This window comes from Siansivirga zeaxanthinifaciens CC-SAMT-1, from assembly GCF_000941055.1.
Lineage (GTDB): Bacteria > Bacteroidota > Bacteroidia > Flavobacteriales > Flavobacteriaceae > Siansivirga > Siansivirga zeaxanthinifaciens.
Window position 1 is genome coordinate 380,408 of record NZ_CP007202.1, and the last position, 19,527, is coordinate 399,934.

A 19,527-nucleotide genomic window follows, 5' to 3' on the forward strand; every position below is an offset into this window, starting at 1 on the left:
TAAAATTTAAAGTATGCCCGATATTGTAAAAAAAACCGAGTCTTTTGTATTTGATTTAATTAAAGATGAACTGCCAAACTCGTTTTTATATCATAATTTCACACACACCGAACGTGTTTATAAAAGTTTAAATGAAATCATTGAAAATTCAGAAATAAATGAAGAAGATGCTAAAATACTGAGACTTTCGGCATTACTTCATGATACAGGCTACACCAAAACAACCGAAAACCATGAAGAAGCTAGTGTTGAAATTGCAAAGGAATTTTTAACCGATGAAGAAGTCGATAAAAACATTATAAAAAGTGTTGCCAATTGCATTATGGCAACGAAATTATCTAGCGAACCTAAAAATGAGCTGGAAAAAATTATGCGTGATGCAGACAGCTCTCATTTTGGGAAAAAATATTTTAAGGAAACTAGTGAGTTTTTAAGAAAAGAATTAGAAATACAAGGCATTGCAAAATATACTCCTACCGAATGGCAGGAAGAAAATATTAAAATGCTGTCGAAAACGCATCAGTTTTATACAGAATATGCTCTAAAAAACTGGCAATCTAGAAAAGAAAAAAACCTATCGAAGCTAATAAAAGCGCGACAAAAGCAAAAATTAAAACTTAAAACCGAAGATTTAAAAGCAAAATACAAGGCACAGTACAAAAATGAAAGTCCCGAGCGTGGTATTCAAACATTTTATAGAGTGGCGTTAAAAAATCATATAAAATTGAGTGATATTGCCGATACAAAAGCTAATATTTTACTCTCGGTTAATGCCATTATTATTTCGTTGGTGCTTTCTAATCTTATTTCTAAACTTGATAATCCTTCGAACGATTATTTAATAATACCTACCTTAATTTTCACCATCTCCAGTGTTATTTCTATGGTATTATCTATTATTGCCACCAGACCCAATATTACAAGAGGTGAATTTACCCAGGAAGATATAGACCAAAAGCGCGTGAATTTAACTTTTTTTGGAAACTTTCATAAAATGAAATTAGAACAGTACCAAAACGCCATAAACGAGTTACTTAAAGACAAAGAATATGTTTATAATTCGCTTACTAAAGATTTATATTTTTTAGGAAAAGTTTTAGACCGAAAATATCGAATTTTAAGAACGACTTACACCATTTTTATGGTAGGTATGATTATATCGGTAATTGCTTTTGGAGTGTCTTTTAAATTAAGTAAACACGCCCGAATAGAAGATATGCTTCCCGATGAAACATCGATGATACAACCTGTAAAAAAGCTTAATGAAACGACTTATTTCGTTAAGCTTTAATTTCGTTCATTAAATCGTTGTAGGTATAAAATTCTTTGCTATTATTGGCATCGGTGTTTTTATAAATAATACTTACTTTAATAGCCTTTAAACCTGTAACCCCTTGTAAATCTTCCAGTTCTACAACCTCAACATCGTCACTTAAGGTGTTTTTAGATTGTAAAAACTTTATATAACGCATGTATTCCTGTCCGTCTTCTTTTTGAGAAAACACAATACTAAGTTTTCCTTTTTCGGTAACACGTTCTTCGGTACCTTTAATAAAAGCTTTATCAACTCGTTTTTTAACAACTTCGTATCGGGCATTGTAAGTACCATCGACATCAAATTGTTTTTCATCCATTCTAAATCGAATAGATAATGGCTGGTTGAACACTAATATCATAGAAGTCACATCGAGAGACAAAGGGTATTTATCTTGATTATTATAGTAGGCATTTTCCATTTCGCACATTACCTGAAGCTGCCAAAGTCTTAAATTATATAAATAAATCATATTAAAACTTTCTTCTTTAGTAATAGACTCACCGATGTACATGTTGTGTTCGACACCATCGGTTTTAAAACGTTCAAAAAAGTGCGGGTACATTTGTTGGGCTTCTAATTGCTTCTTATCAAGCAGCGCTGCCATGTTTTTATTTATTAAGGCAATGGTATCGTCGTAGTTTTTACGATAATAGTATACGATATCTAAAGCTTCATCAATTTTACTAAAATAATCGTTCACAGCTTCTTCTAGTTTCGCATCCTTTTTTGCTAAAAATTGAAATAGTGGTTTGATTTCCGATTTAAAAAACGCATTAACTACTTGTTCACTATCAACCTTAAATTCTGTTTTAATATCTTTTTTAAAGGCTTGTACCTGAAATAAAATCTGATTATAAATAGGCAAATTTAAATGTTCTGGTATGCCCTGAATAATTTTCTCAACTAAGGTTAATTGAAGCACTAAATCTTTTTGAGTCGCCTGATTTCTGGCATCGGAAGAGCCTTTAACATCTATCTGTCCGAACAACGGATACACATCTTTAAAAACAAGTTTACTAAAGTTGGCATTACTACCTAAGACTTGTTTATCTAATAAAAATTTCTTGGCTGCTTTTCTAAATTTCCAGTAAACACTTGGGTGTATGGAAGTACATTCTTGCTGAATAATAGCTTCTATAAGATTTTCTTCTTCATTTATAGAACGTTCTACAGCCGATATAATAAACGGCATGACATCAACCAATTTATTAGCGCTAATGCTGTTTAGCACTTTTGGTTTTTCTGAAACGATTTCTAAAACACCCAAAAGTCCAGATGCATTTGCTATGGGTGCTAACACCACACTCTCTACCCCTTGTTTGTATAATGACTGGATTTGAGGCGGGGCATTTTCTTTATAACGATGATATAACTTACTTACATAAGACACCGAGTGATAACTCTTTTCTTTTAAAAGTTTTTTATAAGATTCGCCGCATAAGGCATCTTCGCAGTTAAGTTGGTCTAAACCGTTTAATAAATAACTTCGCATATTCGAGCCATATACGTGCTCGAAGCCGTTAGATTCTTTATCGTAAAATGAAAATCCTATTTTAAGGTTATCGATGCCTAAAAAAGACCGAAATTCATCGTGAAGGCTATTAGAAAAACCATCTTGACCAATTGCTTTTTTAGATATTAAAGTCGATTTAATATTGGAGATAGATTGGTCGTCGGTAACATCAAAAATATTAGAAATCACAAAGCCTTTAAATATATAACTATCTACTGGAAATTTAGCTTTCCATAGGTCGACATCATGAAAATTATCCAATAACATTTCATAATCTTCTTCTGTTATTTGAATTGCTTTTTCGGTTGGAGTAATTTCGCAAAAATCGGCATTATAAAGGATTTTATAATAGCGCATAATACCTTTATCATCTGGTATTTCGTAAATAAGTGGCCGTTTAAAATTTAAATCATAACCGTAACAAAATCTTAAAATAATGGTACATGCCATAATGTAAGTATCATCTAAGGGCATGTTTTTTATATTCAACACAAACCCTTCTCCTGCATTTTTAATAATGCTTTTAAAACGCTCTGATGCATTAAATATAATGTTTTGAAATGGTACCGAAGCTGTTTTAATTTCGTTATAAGTTAGTACATCATTAAAACAATCTTGAAGAATAATTTCTATTTCATTTTGATATGTTTCTAACAAAGAAAAATCTGAAATACCTTCACTAAAAAACGGAAACTTACTTTTAAGTTCTAAAATTCGAGCAGCTTTATTTGCTAAAAACGCATCGTCACTTTTAAGATATAACGCATACTTTTCAAATAGTTTATTAAAACTAATTTGAATACGCATTGGTGATTCTATGTGATTATGATTTAACATGCTGCCTTTATTTCTAATACAAAAATACTAATAAATAAGTAAGTTATTGTAAACTCGAAAATATAACATGGTTTAAATAAAAAAGCGGCTATACTTAGTACAACCGCTTTTTAAATGATATTAATTGAAATTATGTTTAGAAGCCTATTTCTTTTTGAATATATAGTAACCTATTTTAAAATTTTTTTACAAAAAAAATGGTAACCGGTTACAGGTTAAAATTTGCTTCTTTTAAATAATCGTTTTTATCTATAAAATGTTACTATGATAAATAAATATATAGTGCTACTACAGCTGCACAAACTGCTATACCAACTGGTTTCATGTATTTCCAAGGTGTAATATCAACTTGTTTAGTATACTCTTGGTCGTAATCTGTTTCTCTAGGGTAAAATTTACTAATTACGAACATGATTATAATAGTTAAAACAAAAAGAATACCCATTAAATGCAAGAAACTAATGTTTGGTTTAATAACATAAAGGGTTGTTAAATAAGTTACAACACTAAATAATATTGAAATATTAGCTGCTTTAGCAGATACGCGTTTAGAGAAAATACCAACAATAATAATGGCTAAAATTGGCACACTATGTGTTCCATTTAATTGTTGGAGATAAGTGAAAATACCACCTTCTACACCGTATAATAAAGGCGCTATAGCCATAGAAAAAATAGCAAGTACAATACCAAATATTTTACCAGCTTTAACCACTTGTTTTTCTGATGCTTCACTGTTTATGTATTCTTTGTAAAAATCTAAACCAAATAAAGTAACAGAACTATTTAAAGCACTATTAAAGGAACTTAAAATAGCCCCAAAAAGCACGGCTGCAAAGAACCCAATAAACGCTACAGGTAAAACGGCCTTTACAACCATTGGATAAGCTTCATCTGGATTTGCTAAATCACCTTTAAAAATATAGAAGGCTATAACACCTGGTAATACAACTATGAAGGGACCTAAAATTTTAATAAAAGCGGCTAACAAAAGTCCTTTTTGACCCTCCTTTAAATTTTTAGCACCTAATGCTCTTTGTATAATGGCTTGGTTGGTTCCCCAATAATAAAAGTTTACAATAATCATTCCTGTGAAAAGTGTCCAAAAAGGCACATCTGAATCTGGGCCACCAATAATATTAAACTTTTCAGGAAGCTCTGTTGTTAATCTGTTTAAACCTTTAAAAATATTGCCATCTCCAATTTTCATTAAACCAAAAATAGGAATTAAGGACCCACCTACAATTAAACCAATGGCATTAATAGAGTCGGATACAGCTACAGCTTTTAAACCTCCAAATATAGCATATATACTACCAATCAAACCAATAGCCCAAACGGTTATCCAAAGTGTTGTTACAGGACCTGTTCCTAACATTTCTGGAACATCAAACATGGTATTAATTGCTAACGCACCAGAATATAAAACGGTTGGTAACATGGATATGGCATATCCCAATAAAAACAATAAGGATACTATGGTTTTAGTACTTTTATCGTAACGTCTTTCTAAAAATTGTGGAATCGTAGCTATACCCCCTTTTAAATACTTTGGAAGCAATACAAATGCCGTAAAAACCATGGCGATTGCAGCAATAACCTCGTAAGCCATAATTGGAATACCATCTCTAAACGATACGCCATTCATACCTACAATTTGTTCTGTAGATAAATTTGTTAAAAGTAAAGAACCTGCTATTACAGGACCAGTAAGACTTCTACCTCCAAGAAAATAACCGTCAGACGAATTCTCATCTGTTTTTCTTGTAGACCACCATGCAATAACTGCAACTAGTAAAGTAAAAGCAACGAAAGATAAAATACTCATAATTTATTTAATTTAAGTTTAAAATTTAGTTTAAATTGGTTTTAGCATCTTTGTCCGAAACAGAATTATTTAAAATGTTTACAGGCGTAATGTTTATTTTTAATGCCACTTTTAATTTAGTTGCATCTTGATTTATTTATAATATTACAAGCCATTATGGAACTTCCTCGCAATAGCTTGTTTATATCTTTTATAGGTTTTAACGTTAAGTTATATAAATTCATACTTTTTTTTAAACGAACTCATCATGGTGTTCATCATTATTTCCATATCGAAATAAACACCTCCATTCATCACAACATAAGCTTGTAAGCATAATCATATTCAGCCTTTGTTAGTTTAATGGGGAAATTTAAAACATCTGCCATAACTTGCATAATAAATAATGATTTTTTTTTCAATTCTTCGTAATACAATAGCATCTTATAAAGGAACATGATTAATAATAACACGATTGGCTGTTTTTTTTACTCTTAAACCAAAAAGCTTTCATTTATAAACTAAAAAACTTTTGGCTATTTACATTCTAAATCAATTAAAGAAATACCGCCTTTTAGATTCTTATTTTCGTTTGTTGTTCTTTTTCTATTTATCCAATTTCAAGCTAGTTCATTAGAGGTGTTTTTAGGCACTATTAAAACTGCAAGACTTAATTTTAGTAAAACATTAATAATAGATTTTCCAAGTAACTAAGCTTTTAGTTCTTAACTTTTAAAGTTTAATTTCGCATAAGTTAGATTTATAGCAAATAAGTTAAACGTAAGTACAGTAGCAAATATTACAGGTTAAAGTAAAAATGACTACAATTAAGAAATAAGGCGTGGTTTTCTAATTTTATATTTGCCTACTTAATTAGATTCTATGCTATTGAACACAACACAAGTGAAATATTTAAAAACATACAGATTTAATTATGCGCTAAAAACCTTAAAAAATTAAATGGAAACTGACGGAATTTACTTTTGAAGGCTCAAAACCCTACTCTAAACCCGCATAATAATGTACGACATAATAATTTTCAATTCATAGCAATAATTAAAATTAAGGCTATTTCGAAATCTAAGCCAAAATTTATTCTAATGGTATTACTTCGTATTAATGAAGTTACTAATTTATGTATCGTTTTTTAATTTATTGAAATTCCATATGAATGATACAAAACATTTAGCATAAGTGTTATCTGTAAACTCATGAAATTTAAAACAAAAAAAACAACTGTAAAAAGTTGTTTTTTTTTGTTTTATCATAAATTAAAATTTTGCTTTAATTTATATAAATCTTCATCGAATCGATAGTAATAAGCTCCTTTTCTAGACTCAGACATGTCTTTTTCTTCTAACTTAACCAAATATTCCATCTGCGCTACTTTGCGACGAAAATTACGTTTATCGATAGGTTCATTTAATATACCCTCATACAATGATTGTAGTTGTGGTAATGTAAATTTTTGGGGTAATAAATTAAAAGCAATTGGAAAATTTCTAACCCTACGTCTTAATCTACTAATTGCACAATCTACCATATCATTATGATCGAAAACCATTTCTGGTAAATCATCAATAGGAAACCAATTAGCATCGTGTTGATTAATCTTTTCTTCGCAATACTTAGATTTTAGAACCATAGCACTGTAGGTAATGGAAACTACATGTCCAGACGGATCTCTTTTTGCGTTTCCGAAGGCCTTTACCTGTTCCATATAAATATTTTCTAAACCAGATAAATCATATAGAATTCTATTGGCGGCATTGTCTAAATCTTCATTTTTTCCAACAAAACTACCAATAAGAGACCATTTTCCTATTTCGGGCTCAAACCCCCGACGTATTAACAATAATTCTAATTTGTTATTATTAAAACCAAAAATTATACAGTCTACTGCTAATTTTATTTGTTGTAATTCCCGATATTCTTTGTGATATATTGACATATTTACAAATACTCTAAACTCAACAAATAATTAATTAAGACTACTTATTTCCTTTTTGATAATCTAATAAAAATTGAGCTAAACCACTATCAGTTAACGGGTGTTTTAATAACCCTTTAATAGCTGATAATGGGCCTGTCATAACATCTGAACCTAATTTAGCACAATCAATAATATGCATGGTATGACGCACTGATGCAGCTAAAATTTGCGTTTGAAAACCGTAGTTATCATATATCATTCTAATTTCAGAAATTAAATTTAAACCATCGGTTGAAATATCATCTAAGCGACCAATAAAAGGCGATACATAAGTTGCCCCAGCTTTAGCTGCTAATAATGCTTGCCCTGGAGAAAACACCAAGGTTACATTGGTTCTAATACCTTTATCTGAAAAATATTTACAAGCTTTAATACCATCGGCAATTAAAGGTAATTTAACTACAATTTGAGGATGTAAAGCTGCTAATGCTTCACCTTCTTTAACCATACCTTCAAAATCTGTAGAAATAACTTCTGCACTTACATCGCCTTCTACCAACTCACATATTTTAACATAGTGTGCTAAAATATTATCGGCCCCAGTAATACCTTCTTTAGCCATTAAAGAAGGGTTTGTTGTTACACCATCCAATACCCCTAAAGCTTGAGCTTCTGCAATATCATTAAGGTTTGCTGTATCAATAAAAAATTTCATATCGTTTGTTTTATACTGTTTTTAAATATTCTAATACTTGTTTACTCACTTTCTCTCCTGTAAATCCGAATTTATCATCTAAAACAGAAGCTGGTGCCGAGTAACCAAAATGATCTAATCCGAAAACTTTGCCGTTATCACCCACTAAACCTTCTAAGTTTATTGGTAAACCTGCTGTTAAACCAAATAATGGTTTGTTTTTAGGAATTACACTATTTTGATACGCTTTAGACTGTAATCTAAATACCCCTTCTGAAATTACAGAAGCAATATTCACTTTTAATCCATTTTCTGCTTCTAAAATTTCGGCGGCAGCCACTAAGGTTGCAACTTCCGATCCGTTTGCAATAAGCACAACATCTGGATTTTCAACTTCTTTTACTAAGTATCCACCTTTTTCGGCAGCCAAAGCATCGCTGTATCTAGACGCTCCTTTAGCTGGTAAATCTTTTATATTTTGTCTTGAAAGAATTAAACCGGTAGGTGTATTTTTATTTTCTAAAGCCATTTTCCAAGCGACACTTGTTTCGGCAGAATCGGCAGGACGTAACGCTAAGAAACTAGGGTTTCCTTTGTGATTTTTAAGTTTTTCAAGTAAACGAATTTGTGCTTCCTGCTCCACTGGTTGGTGTGTTGGACCATCTTCACCTACACGGAACGCATCATGTGTCCATACATACTTAACGCCTAATTCTTGAATACCACTTAAACGAATGGCTGGTTTCATATAATCTGAAAACACAAAGAATGTTGCAACCACAGGAATAATACCTCCGTGCAATGCTAAACCGTTAGCAATACAAGCCATGGTTAATTCGGCAACACCTGCCTGTAAAAATGACCCTGTGAAATCACCTTTTTTAAGAGCATACGTTTTCTTTAGGAAACCATCTGTTTTATCACTGTTAGATAAATCGGCAGAAGACACAATCATGTTTTCTACTTTACCTGCTAAATAAGCCAGAACTCCAGACGAAGCAGCTCTAGATGCTAAGTTTGGTTTATGCTCAATCGATTCAAAATCTAATTCTGGTAATTCTCCAGATAAGAAGAAATCTAATTTATCGGCTAATGCATTGTTTGCAGCTCTCCAAGATGCTATTTCAGCTTTTTTAGTTGCAGCGTTTGCTGTTTTGGTTATTAATATGTCTTTATAATAAGCTTCAACTTCTGGGTAAATATCGAAAGGAGCTTCTGGATTTGCGCCTAAATTCAATAAAGTTTTAGTATAATCTGCTCCTGTATGACCAATGGGTTGCCCGTGTAATTCGCATTCACCTTCAAATATAGCGCCATCGGCAGTTACACAACCTTTACCCATAATGGTTTTACCAATAATTAAGGTTGGTTTTTCAGTTTCATTGTTGGCTTCGGTAAGTGCTTTTCTAATTTCATCGTGATTATGACCATCAATCGTTATAACTTTCCATCCCCAAGCTTCATATTTCATAGCGGTATCTTCGGTAGTTACTTCATCTGTAGAAGTTGATAACTGAATATCATTAGAATCGAAAAACATAATAAAGTTATTCAATCCTAAGTGGCCCGCTATTCTACCAGCACCTTGTGAAATTTCTTCTTGAACACCACCATCAGAAATAAAACCATAAATTTTATGATTCATCCAATCACCAAATCGAGCTTGTAAAAATTTCGCTCCAATGGCAGCTCCTACACCCATAGTGTGACCTTGACCTAGTGGTCCCGAGGTGTTTTCAATACCTCTAGCAACATCTACTTCTGGGTGACCAGGAGTTATTGAACCCCACTGTCTAAAATTAGCAACATCATTCTTTTCATAGTTTCCTAATAAATAATATTGAGCGTACATTAAAGTAGACAAATGACCTGCATCCATAAAGAAACGATCTCTAAATGGCCATGTCATATCTGTTGGATCGAAATTAAAAAACTCTGAGTATAAAATGTGCATAAAGTCTGCACCACCCATAGGACCACCAGGGTGACCTGAATTTGCTTTTTCTACCATTGCCACAGCTAATGCTCTAATATTATCTGCCGCTTGTTGATCTAATTTTTTGTTCATTTTTAATTGTGGTTAATATTTAATTTGCCTGATTGTTAATCTTTTTAAATAAATTTATAATTACTTTCTTAAAGTGAGATAGAAACTTATATTTGCAAATATAAAATAAAATACAAAAAAAGTGTATAAAAAACACTTATTAATTTTTTTATTATTTGCTCCCAAAACTTCACTTATATCTCAAGAATCGAGATGGTTAATTATATCAATATATTCTTATTTTTTTATCAAATTTATTTTTTCAAAAAGTAATTTTCTTCAATTATAATTTAAAAATTTGTTCGGTAAGCATGCTTTTATACCATGCTCGACCATTAGAATTTTTGCATATAATTGCTAGTAAGAATGTTAAATTCTTGAATTATAATTTTTAAGTAAATAATTCAGACTCATTTTCGGATTATAGAAATTCAGTCAACTTAATAAACACAACTAATTGATGCCTCGTATTATCATTCCTAAGATTATAAATAAAGAATTTTAATACTTTATATTATTGTGTTTTAGATTATGACAAATTAATTCAATAACAATAGTCAATACACTAGAGTTCTCTAAATTAATTACTGAATCTTTCGTATAAAAGTGTCTAAAATGTTACTGGAAATAAACTTGGAAACTGTATTTAGACCCTATAGGGAGCTAAATAAATTAGACCTAATCATACTGTTAAAACTACAAATTCATAATTTTCATATTTTTCAAAAACTACATATTTATAAAAATAAATAAGGTAGCAACACTTTTACTTTTCTATAAAACTTTAACTTGACTTTTATACACTTTTATAAAAGTTACAAAAGTCCATGATGTTAATTTAACATGCTTACTAAAACTCTATAATTGTTTTAATAGCAGTAATTACAGCATTTAAATATGCTATGTTGTTTAGTTTTTGATATCTTAATTATAAAAATTACTTCTACAAAATTTTAATATTTTAATTAAAATATTAAAACATTAGAAAGCAAACATCAGTTAATTAATTTTCTATATATTTTAGGTTTTCATCTAATGGTGTCATTTTTGGCATTAATAAATGTACTAACCCAAGAATAATTAAATAACAAGAACCCGCAACTAGAAAAGCCCAGAAAAACCCTGTATTTCCGGCAGAATCCAATGCTTTACCTAAAAGAAATGATGATATAATTCCAGCAACAGCACCAGACATACCTCCAATACCTGTAACTGAAGCAACTGCCTTTTTAGGGAATACATCTGAAGCTAAGGTAAAAATATTAGCAGACCAAGCTTGATGTCCTGCTGCTCCGAGACCTATTAAGAAAACCGCTAACCATTTATTTTGTGTTATTGCAACAATTGCAACAGGCAGTATTATCAAGGCACAAATTAATAAAGTGATTTTTCTAGCTTTATTTATTGACCATCCTTTTCTTATAAATAGTCCAGAAAGATAACCTCCAAAAATACTACCTCCATCGGCCATAGCATAAATAACAAAAAATGGAACCCCAATACTTTTAACGTCTACATTAAAGGTTACAGATAAATATTTAGCACCCCAAAAAAGATAGAACCACCATACAGCATCTGTCATTTTAGCAATAGCAAAAGCCCAAGTTTCTCGTTTAAAGAATACCATTGTCCATGGTAATTTGTCTTCATTTTCTACGACTGAATCGCTTTGAATGTAAAGTAATTCTTGTTTAGATAAACTAGGATGAACTTCTGGTTTTTTATAAAAACGAAACCAAAGAAAAACCCAAATTGCACTTAGAGCTCCTGTAATTAAAAAAGGGATTTGCCAGTTTTTACCATCCTCATTAACTATCCAACCAATTACAAATGGCGCTGCTATAGCACCAATGCTAGTTGCAGCATTGTAAAGTCCCGTCGCATATGCTCTATCCTTTTTTGGAAACCATTCTGCTACCGTTTTTTGAGCTGCTGGAAAATTTCCTGATTCTCCTATTCCTAGACCAAACCGAGCGATAGAAAAACCTAAAATACTAAATCCTGGTTGAACGAAAGCGTGAAGTACACCAAAAAAACTCCATGTTCCAATGGCTAATGTATATCCTTTTTTAGTACCCAAACGATCTATAATACCCCCCATTGCAAGCATACCTATAGCATATGCTATTTGAAACCATATTATTATACCTGCATAATCACTATTTGTCCATCCAAATAATTTTTGAAGTGTAGGATAAAGTACTCCTATAATACTCCTATCAAAGTAGTTTATAGTAGTAGCGAACATTAATAGTCCTAAAATTCTAAAGCGATAGTTTCCTATCTTCTGTGTTTTATTCATGTTTAATTAGTTTGTTAAATAGGTACTAAATATACCTATTATATCATGATTTATTTAGTTGTTGTTTTATTTAAACTTTAAAATAATCTTTAGCATTGTTATAGCTTATATCTGAGACCATTTTACCAATCCATTCCATATCGTTTGGTAATTCGCCTCTTTTAATTTCATCTCCTAAAAGATTACAAAGAATACGTCTAAAATACTCATGTCTTGGGAATGACAAAAAGCTTCTAGAATCGGTTAACATCCCTATAAAACAACTAATTAACCCCATATTAGATAAGGCATTCATTTGTTTTATCATACCGTCTTTTTGATCTAAAAACCACCAGCCAGAACCAAACTGTACTTTACCTTTCACACTACCATCGTTAAAATTACCAATCATGGTAGCCATAACCTCATTATCGGCAGGGTTTAAGTTGTATATAATAGTTCTTGTTAATTTATCTTTAGAATCTAAAGTGTTTAAGAATGCTGATAATTTTTGAGCTTGTGGATAATCTCCTATAGAATCCCAACCAGTATCGGGCCCTAAAATTCGATGCATACGTGCATTATTATTTCTTAAAGCTCCTAGGTGAAATTGTTGCACCCAGCCATACTCATGATATGTTTCTGCTAAGAAAATTAAAATAGCACTTTGAAATTTTAAAGCCTCCTCTGAAGTAATCGCTTGGTTTTCGCGTTTCTTTTTAAAGATAGCTTTAATTTCACTTTCAGTGAATGTCTCAAAATAAATCTGATCTAATCCGTGATCACAAACACTACATCCGTTTTTATCGAAAAAGTCTATTCGTTTCTTAAGGGCATCACATAAATCGTCGTAAGTATTAATTTCAGTGTTTGCTGACTTTCCAAGGGAATCAATATAACTATTATAACCATCATTAGATATTAAAATAGCTTTGTCTGGTCTAAATGAGGTACCAACTTTAATATCTAAATTATCTTTTCTAATTTGTTGGTGATATTGTAAGGTATCGGTTGGATCTTCGGTAGTACAAACATATTCGGCATTAACTTTACGAAGTAAATTTTGTGTACTATATTCTTTAGAGTTTACTTTTGCAGACACCTCATCATAGATTTTCTCTGCAGATGTTTCGTTTAATAAATCGTACACATCAAAATAACGAGCTAACTCTAAATGCGTCCAATGATACAAAGGGTTACGCATGGTATAAGGAACGGTTTTTGCCCAGTTTAAAAATTTATCTTTATCGGAGGCGTTACCTGTAACAAATCGCTCATTAATTCCTAAGGTGCGCATGGCACGCCATTTATAATGGTCTCCGTTTATCCAAACTTGAGTTATATTATCAAAAATTTTATCCTCTGCAATTAACTGAGGTGATAAATGGTTATGATAATCTATTATAGGTTGGTTTTTAGAGTAATTATGATATAATTCCTCTGCATATTTGTTTTCCAGTAAAAAATTGTCGTGAATAAATTTTGTACTCATTTTATTTTTATAAAATATTAATCTTCATTTGAAGGTTTTCCAATAGTCGCTAAGATACCTCCATCAACATAAACAACTTGACCATTAACAAAATCGCTTGCTTTTGAAGCTAAAAAAACGGCTGCTCCAGCCAAATCTTCTGGATTTCCCCATCGAGCTGCTGGTGTACGGCTAACTATAAAATCATTAAAAGGATGACCATCAACACGAATGGGCGCTGTTTGACTAGTCGCAAAGTAACCCGGACCAATACCGTTAACTTGTATATTAAATTTAGCCCATTCTGTTGCTAAATTTTGAGTTAGCATTTTCAAACCACCTTTTGCGGCTGCATATGCAGAAACACTATTTCTACCTAACTCACTCATCATAGAACAAATATTTATTATTTTTCCTTCTCTACGCTCAATCATTTGCTTTGCAATCAATTGGGACATAATAAAAGGTCCAACTAAATCGACATCAATTACACGCCTAAAATCTTCAACAGGCATCGTTATGGCAAGCTCCCTTTTTATGATACCCGCATTATTTACTAAAATATGTATGTCGCCTATTTCTTTGGCTATGATATCTAAATGCTCTTTGGCTGCTATTTCGTTGGTTACATCAAATAAGTAACCACTTACTTTATATCCTTTTTCTTTGTAATAATTTAAGGCATCTTCCATTTTTGAAGGTGTAGTGCCTGTTATTATAAGTTCTGCACCTGCATTGGCTAAACCTTCGGCCATAGCCATTCCCAAGCCATGTGTTCCTCCTGTTACTAAAGCGCGTTTACCTGTTAAGTTGAATAAATTCATATTGTTGCTTTTGTATGCTAAAATACTTGTTTCTTTTTAAATCTAAAGAATTAAAATATTAAATTAAAAACAATCATAATGCCATCAATTATTACTTCGTACAAAATGTGTTTTAAGTAAAAGTCTTTATAATAAATTTTCTTTAAATTAGATTATGGCAAGGTATTTAAACATAAATAAAATCCTGTCCTGTAGTATCATGTTAGAAAATTGAAACGCATTAAAAACACATTAAAATAAAGAAAAAGATTACTCTATCAAATATCATAAAATTTGCATATACATAAATTGTATAAAAAATCACAAATCAAATCACATAGCTAAAACCATAATCTAGGCATTGAATTAATCAACATTTGAATTAACCAAAAATCAAAATTTAAAAGAATAATTATAAAAATTTTATTATGAGGATCAAGACAACATAAAATGTAAAAAAAAAATCATCTGAAGACGTTAATTAAAACAAAAAAAAGACACTCTTGAAAAATCTTTATTAATTTTATTTAATTTTAAGAAATAAGATTCCATTATTACGAAATGTTATTAAAAAAATTGTGATATTCTAGCTTAAAATAATGATTAATAGTAATAATTAATTAAACCATACATTTATTTTTAAAGCCTAATTTCTTCGAGTAACTGCTGAAATGATTTATTGTTAAGAACAGATTCAGTTAAAAAGCCAGAAAAATCTTCTATATTATTATTAAAAAACCCAATTTTTACACAATACTTTTGTAAAATATTATTAGATTCTTTATTGTTATCAAAATTAAGCAAAACGGTTTCAAATAGGGTGTACAAAAACTCAAGTTTAAACTCAAAAGAAAATGATGAGTCATTGTAAAGGAAAATATATTTTTATTCAATTACAGGTTCTATACCTAAAACAATGGCAAATTTCTCAAAAACATCTAGTTCCAATTGAGATGGGTCTTGGTTATCGAATAATAAGTAATAAAAATGATGGTAAAATAGGGTAGTGTTTTTTGTTTTTATCATAAATCAAAATTAAAAACAACTTTTATCATTCGTTTAGATTGATAAAAATTAAGAAATTTGATTTTACTTAGAGAAAGTAGGTAAAATTTTTTATAAAGCTAAGACAAAAATAGGACAAAAATAAATTTTTATTATATTTTTGTCTTATAATCGAAAACAATACTCCTAACCATTCTAATTGCAATTATTTATTGTAATTTTACTGGATAATTTAGAAAATTACCTTCAAAAGTACATGTATAATAAGTTTTTGTTAACATAACTGTTAGCGTAAAAAACTAGTTGACTTTTCTAAAAAAAAAAAATGAATATACTTATTTTCACAAAATAACTTTTAATGAGAAATAATAATTCTAATATTCCTAAATACATTGCTGTTAATTCTACAAAGGAAATTAAGGTAATTGAGATTAATAAAATTATTTATTTAGAGTCCTCTGGAAATTACACTATTATAAATTTAGAAGCAGGTAATTCTATAACAGCGTGTAAAAACATAGGGCATTACGAAAAACTTTTTAATGAATTGGATTTTTTAAGAATACACAACCGTTTTCTTATAAATATAGCATATTTAAAAAGCATATTTAAAGATGCTGGGGGGCAGTATTGTGTTTTAAATGAAAAATTGATTGTACCTATTTCAAACAGGAGATTTACTTACATTAAAAATTATCTACACTACTAGCTGTTATTTTAGCTACATCATATTAAACATATTAATACTTTATTTAATTAATAAAAACGAAACATTTATAATAAAACACATGTGTATAATAGCAAACAAAGTTTATATATAGCCTATTTGCCACTATTAAGTTTTTCAGGTAAATCAATCTTAAAACACAAAAAAATACATTAATATTAAAATTATACCGATTATTTAAATATTACATCGAATATTGTATTAAATAACTCGTTTTTTAATTTTTGGTTTTTTTTAACATAAACCATTTATTTTTGTAAAGCTAATAACTAACAATATATTGCCTAAGTTTCATTTACGCAATTTAACCTCTTCCCATAAATCTTTTTTGTGATTGTTATTTGAAACAAATAACAATAAATGTATTAAAGTGCTACCCCAAAAATGATTGCATATGAATAATAGTGTATTTAGCGTTCCAAAGTATATTGCAGTTAATTCGCAAAAAAAAATAAAAGTACTCGAAGTAAACAAGATTATTTACCTAAAATCTTCTGGCAGGTATACCATACTGCATCTAGAAAAAGAGGAATCTATTATCGTTTGTAAGAATCTTGGTCACTACGAAAAACTTTTTCAAGATTTAGACTTTCTAAGAATTCATAACAGTTTTATAGTTAACGTTGCATACTTATCAAGCATAATTAAAGACACAGGCAGACAGTATTGTGTTTTAAAAGAAAACCTTATTGTACCTATTTCTAACAGGAAACTTTTTGATGTTAAAAGCTTTCTTAATTATTAGTGAATTGTAATTCCTTGTAAAAACCAAATAAAAGTTTAACGAATGAAAACAGTAAAACAAGAATTAGAATTTAATTTTAAAAAATTAAATTTAATTTTTTTAGAAACTGCGGTTTTAAAAATATATGCTATTGGATATTCTGGTTCAGACATACAAAGATTTTTAGATATAGACGAAGCTACTTATAAGATTATTATAAACAATCTGAAAATTAAATACAAAACCAATGACTTATATGAAATGATATATTTGTCTTTAAAACAAGGATCTTTACAGCGATATGATTTAGTTAAAGAAGAGGTAAAAAAAACGGCTTTAAAGTATTCCGGAATTTTAATTGAAGGTTTAAATTCAGGTGATAATGATATAAAAAGTCAAATTTTTAATGACTATTTGAATGAAATATATCAGTTATTTTCAGAAAATACAACTCAAGACAATCTAAGTTCGCTATGCATAGAAGATACTGTTTTTTTTAAATACAAAATAATTATCTTTTTGAAGCAGCGAAAGACAAATACAAGTGAATTTAATCATTCTCTAAAAATTATAGAAGAGGAACTTATCACAAAATTAGGAGTTAATAACACTTTTAATGCTTTACGTCGCGTATTCGAATTAAACCTTATTGAGAAGCCTTTAATTCTTAAAAACTATAAATCACTCAACAAAAACCTTCAAGAAATCGCATCTCAAAAGATAATATCTAATTTTTTCTCAGATAACTCTTCCGACAAGAAAAAACAATTAATTATATATTTTGACCTTATAAATTACTATAACAAGTTAGAAGACTCATTTTTATTTTGTTCATATTAATATGTTATTAATCAATTTGAAACATAATATTTAGCATATTTTTCAATATTAATGCTGATTGCACTTAAATATTATTTATACTATTTCTAATGTATTTTTTTATTCTAAAACAAAACTTGTATTAAAACACAATATCGCTTAAGGTATATTGGGAATAAAAAAAAGTATCATTTTTAGATTGAATACTTATAGCAACAATAGTTCTCGAACTGTTTTCGTTCAGGCTTTCAACCTTAATAGAAATTTGTAATCAATTTTAGCAAACTGAATTATTGATGTTTGATGATGTGCCGTAGGACAAACTATTAAAGGTATGAGTAAATTTAAAATTGCATCTATCAACTGTTAATGTGTAAAAAACTGTGACCATTTGCATCATTTACTAAAAATATGTAAATTATTTCGAATGTATTTTGTATTCCTGGTATAATAATTAATACTACACTTACTGGATTACTTAAAACAAAAATCCCATTATTGATAATAGAAGCCGTTAAATTCACACCAATGACTATAATATTTTCTTTAGAAACAAAGCATCAAGAACTTAATATATTTTTATAGGTAATCATTTATATTACTAAATATTAATTGGCATAAAATTGATATCGAAATTTGGTTACTTTTAGTGTTTTGTAAGTCGAACCATCTCCCCCCCCCAAAATATAAAACATCAGTTTTTTTAGCATCAATATTTGTAGAATTTGTGTTAAAAACAAATATCCCACCTGGTACATTAGAATTGAAATAAGTTTTACGGCTAAAATCAGTTATTATCCAACTTGAATTAGGTTTCAATTCTTATAAAAAAATATTAAAAATACTAGCTCATTTTTATCATAGATTTTTGAATAATAAAAATGCAATAAGACAAAATAAATAATTAAAATCCAATTAAACCAAATATTCAGCGATTATTACAATTAAGTAACATCTAATAAAAATATAATTTTTTAATCTATAAACCTTTCTAATTTTGTTAAATACCTATAGGTAAGTTTTACTAGGATATGATTAGGGCAAGGCAAAATGCATAAGTGTTTTGCCTTTTTTTTCAACAAGACTTAATATTTATTATGTTAAAAATTGTATCATTAGTTATTATAATAATAGTTGGAATCTTTGCTTACGACTGTATTATGGGCAACAAATTAGAGTAACAACCTTCATAATTTTACAACATAGGATTAATGAAAGCCTTAGTAATTGTTAATTAAATTAAATAAACTAAATTCTTTGGTTTTCACATTCATATTAATACTAAACTTTAAACTTTAAGAGATTAAATTCTAATTTCAACATATTTACATTTTTTGAAAGCAGCTATAATTTAAACTATTAGGTATATATTTATAGTTGAAAGTTTTCCTATTTCAAGTAAAAATTACTTAGATAATTTTAAGTCCAATCAAAAACAAGGGTATAGTTGATAAAAAGAGATAAATAAATATGTCAACTTATTACAATTGTTAATCTTCCCAAAAGCTTAAAACGATAAATTATATTTCTGAAGAATACTGTTAAAAA

At 29.4% G+C, this 19,527-nt stretch carries 13 protein-coding genes; 4 read left to right on the plus strand and 9 right to left on the minus strand.

The window, feature by feature from the left end; genetic code table 11:
- Positions 1-13 precede the first annotated feature (13 nt).
- Positions 14-1,291 carry a Pycsar system effector family protein gene (locus AW14_RS01810; protein WP_044637255.1) on the plus strand — a complete coding sequence of 426 codons (1,278 nt, stop codon included), beginning with the start codon at positions 14-16 and terminating at the stop codon, positions 1,289-1,291.
- Here AW14_RS01810 and AW14_RS01815 read toward each other — a convergent pair.
- From AW14_RS01815 to AW14_RS14785, 9 genes are all read right to left on the minus strand, one after another.
- Positions 1,281-3,668, minus strand: coding sequence for a hypothetical protein (locus AW14_RS01815; protein ID WP_044637256.1), 2,388 nt, complete (start codon positions 3,666-3,668; stop codon positions 1,281-1,283). The two genes, AW14_RS01810 and AW14_RS01815, sit on opposite strands and share 11 nt — an antisense overlap.
- Positions 3,669-3,930: 262 nt before the next feature.
- Positions 3,931-5,496 carry a solute:sodium symporter family transporter gene (locus tag AW14_RS01820; protein ID WP_044637257.1) on the minus strand — a complete coding sequence of 522 codons (1,566 nt, stop codon included), beginning with the start codon at positions 5,494-5,496 and terminating at the stop codon, positions 3,931-3,933.
- A 1,243-nt stretch (positions 5,497-6,739) separates the two neighbouring features.
- The gene (locus AW14_RS01825) at positions 6,740-7,426 is read right to left on the minus strand and encodes an NUDIX hydrolase (protein ID WP_044637258.1); all 687 of its coding nucleotides are present in this window, start codon (positions 7,424-7,426) and stop codon (positions 6,740-6,742) included.
- 40 nt (positions 7,427-7,466) lie between these two features.
- Positions 7,467-8,123 (minus strand): fructose-6-phosphate aldolase, encoded by a 657-nt coding sequence (fsa, locus tag AW14_RS01830; RefSeq protein WP_044637259.1) that lies wholly within the window; start codon positions 8,121-8,123, stop codon positions 7,467-7,469.
- Between the two features lie 10 nt (positions 8,124-8,133).
- Positions 8,134-10,170 carry a transketolase family protein gene (locus AW14_RS01835; RefSeq protein WP_044637260.1) on the minus strand — a complete coding sequence of 679 codons (2,037 nt, stop codon included), beginning with the start codon at positions 10,168-10,170 and terminating at the stop codon, positions 8,134-8,136.
- A gap of 982 nt (positions 10,171-11,152) precedes the next feature.
- The gene (locus AW14_RS01840; RefSeq protein ID WP_044637261.1) at positions 11,153-12,451 is read right to left on the minus strand and encodes an MFS transporter; all 1,299 of its coding nucleotides are present in this window, start codon (positions 12,449-12,451) and stop codon (positions 11,153-11,155) included.
- A 70-nt stretch (positions 12,452-12,521) separates the two neighbouring features.
- Entirely contained in the window at positions 12,522-13,922 is a 1,401-nt protein-coding gene (gene uxaC, locus AW14_RS01845) for a glucuronate isomerase (RefSeq protein WP_044637262.1), read from the minus strand.
- A gap of 17 nt (positions 13,923-13,939) precedes the next feature.
- Positions 13,940-14,725, minus strand: coding sequence for a gluconate 5-dehydrogenase (locus AW14_RS01850; protein ID WP_044637263.1), 786 nt, complete (start codon positions 14,723-14,725; stop codon positions 13,940-13,942).
- Between the two features lie 864 nt (positions 14,726-15,589).
- Positions 15,590-15,730 (minus strand): hypothetical protein, encoded by a 141-nt coding sequence (locus AW14_RS14785; protein WP_154662102.1) that lies wholly within the window; start codon positions 15,728-15,730, stop codon positions 15,590-15,592.
- 337 nt (positions 15,731-16,067) lie between these two features.
- On the opposite strand from AW14_RS14785, the gene AW14_RS01860 reads away from it, so the two are divergent.
- The 3 genes from AW14_RS01860 (at position 16,068) to AW14_RS01870 (ending at position 18,000) form a co-directional block, all read left to right on the plus strand.
- On the plus strand, positions 16,068-16,418 hold the full coding sequence (locus AW14_RS01860; protein ID WP_044637265.1) for a LytR/AlgR family response regulator transcription factor: 351 nt from the start codon (positions 16,068-16,070) through the stop codon (positions 16,416-16,418).
- A 412-nt stretch (positions 16,419-16,830) separates the two neighbouring features.
- Positions 16,831-17,181, plus strand: a complete 351-nt coding sequence (locus AW14_RS01865; protein ID WP_044637266.1) for a LytR/AlgR family response regulator transcription factor — start codon at positions 16,831-16,833, stop codon at positions 17,179-17,181.
- A gap of 42 nt (positions 17,182-17,223) precedes the next feature.
- Complete coding sequence (locus AW14_RS01870; RefSeq protein ID WP_044637267.1) at positions 17,224-18,000, plus strand: hypothetical protein; 777 nt, start codon at positions 17,224-17,226, stop codon at positions 17,998-18,000.
- The last annotated feature ends 1,527 nt before the right edge of the window (positions 18,001-19,527 follow it).

Excerpts from the sequence above, each read along its gene's own strand:
- AW14_RS01810 (WP_044637255.1), top strand. The coding sequence starts at position 14 with ATGCCCGATATTGTAAAAAAAACCGAGTCTTTTGTATTTGATTTAATT.
- AW14_RS01815 (WP_044637256.1), bottom strand. The coding sequence starts at position 3,668 with ATGTTAAATCATAATCACATAGAATCACCAATGCGTATTCAAATTAGT.
- AW14_RS01820 (WP_044637257.1), bottom strand. The coding sequence starts at position 5,496 with ATGAGTATTTTATCTTTCGTTGCTTTTACTTTACTAGTTGCAGTTATT.
- AW14_RS01825 (WP_044637258.1), bottom strand. The coding sequence starts at position 7,426 with ATGTCAATATATCACAAAGAATATCGGGAATTACAACAAATAAAATTA.
- fsa (WP_044637259.1), bottom strand. The coding sequence starts at position 8,123 with ATGAAATTTTTTATTGATACAGCAAACCTTAATGATATTGCAGAAGCT.
- AW14_RS01835 (WP_044637260.1), bottom strand. The coding sequence starts at position 10,170 with ATGAACAAAAAATTAGATCAACAAGCGGCAGATAATATTAGAGCATTA.
- AW14_RS01840 (WP_044637261.1), bottom strand. The coding sequence starts at position 12,451 with ATGAATAAAACACAGAAGATAGGAAACTATCGCTTTAGAATTTTAGGA.
- uxaC (WP_044637262.1), bottom strand. The coding sequence starts at position 13,922 with ATGAGTACAAAATTTATTCACGACAATTTTTTACTGGAAAACAAATAT.
- AW14_RS01850 (WP_044637263.1), bottom strand. The coding sequence starts at position 14,725 with ATGAATTTATTCAACTTAACAGGTAAACGCGCTTTAGTAACAGGAGGA.
- AW14_RS14785 (WP_154662102.1), bottom strand. The coding sequence starts at position 15,730 with ATGATAAAAACAAAAAACACTACCCTATTTTACCATCATTTTTATTAC.
- AW14_RS01860 (WP_044637265.1), top strand. The coding sequence starts at position 16,068 with ATGAGAAATAATAATTCTAATATTCCTAAATACATTGCTGTTAATTCT.
- AW14_RS01865 (WP_044637266.1), top strand. The coding sequence starts at position 16,831 with ATGAATAATAGTGTATTTAGCGTTCCAAAGTATATTGCAGTTAATTCG.
- AW14_RS01870 (WP_044637267.1), top strand. The coding sequence starts at position 17,224 with ATGAAAACAGTAAAACAAGAATTAGAATTTAATTTTAAAAAATTAAAT.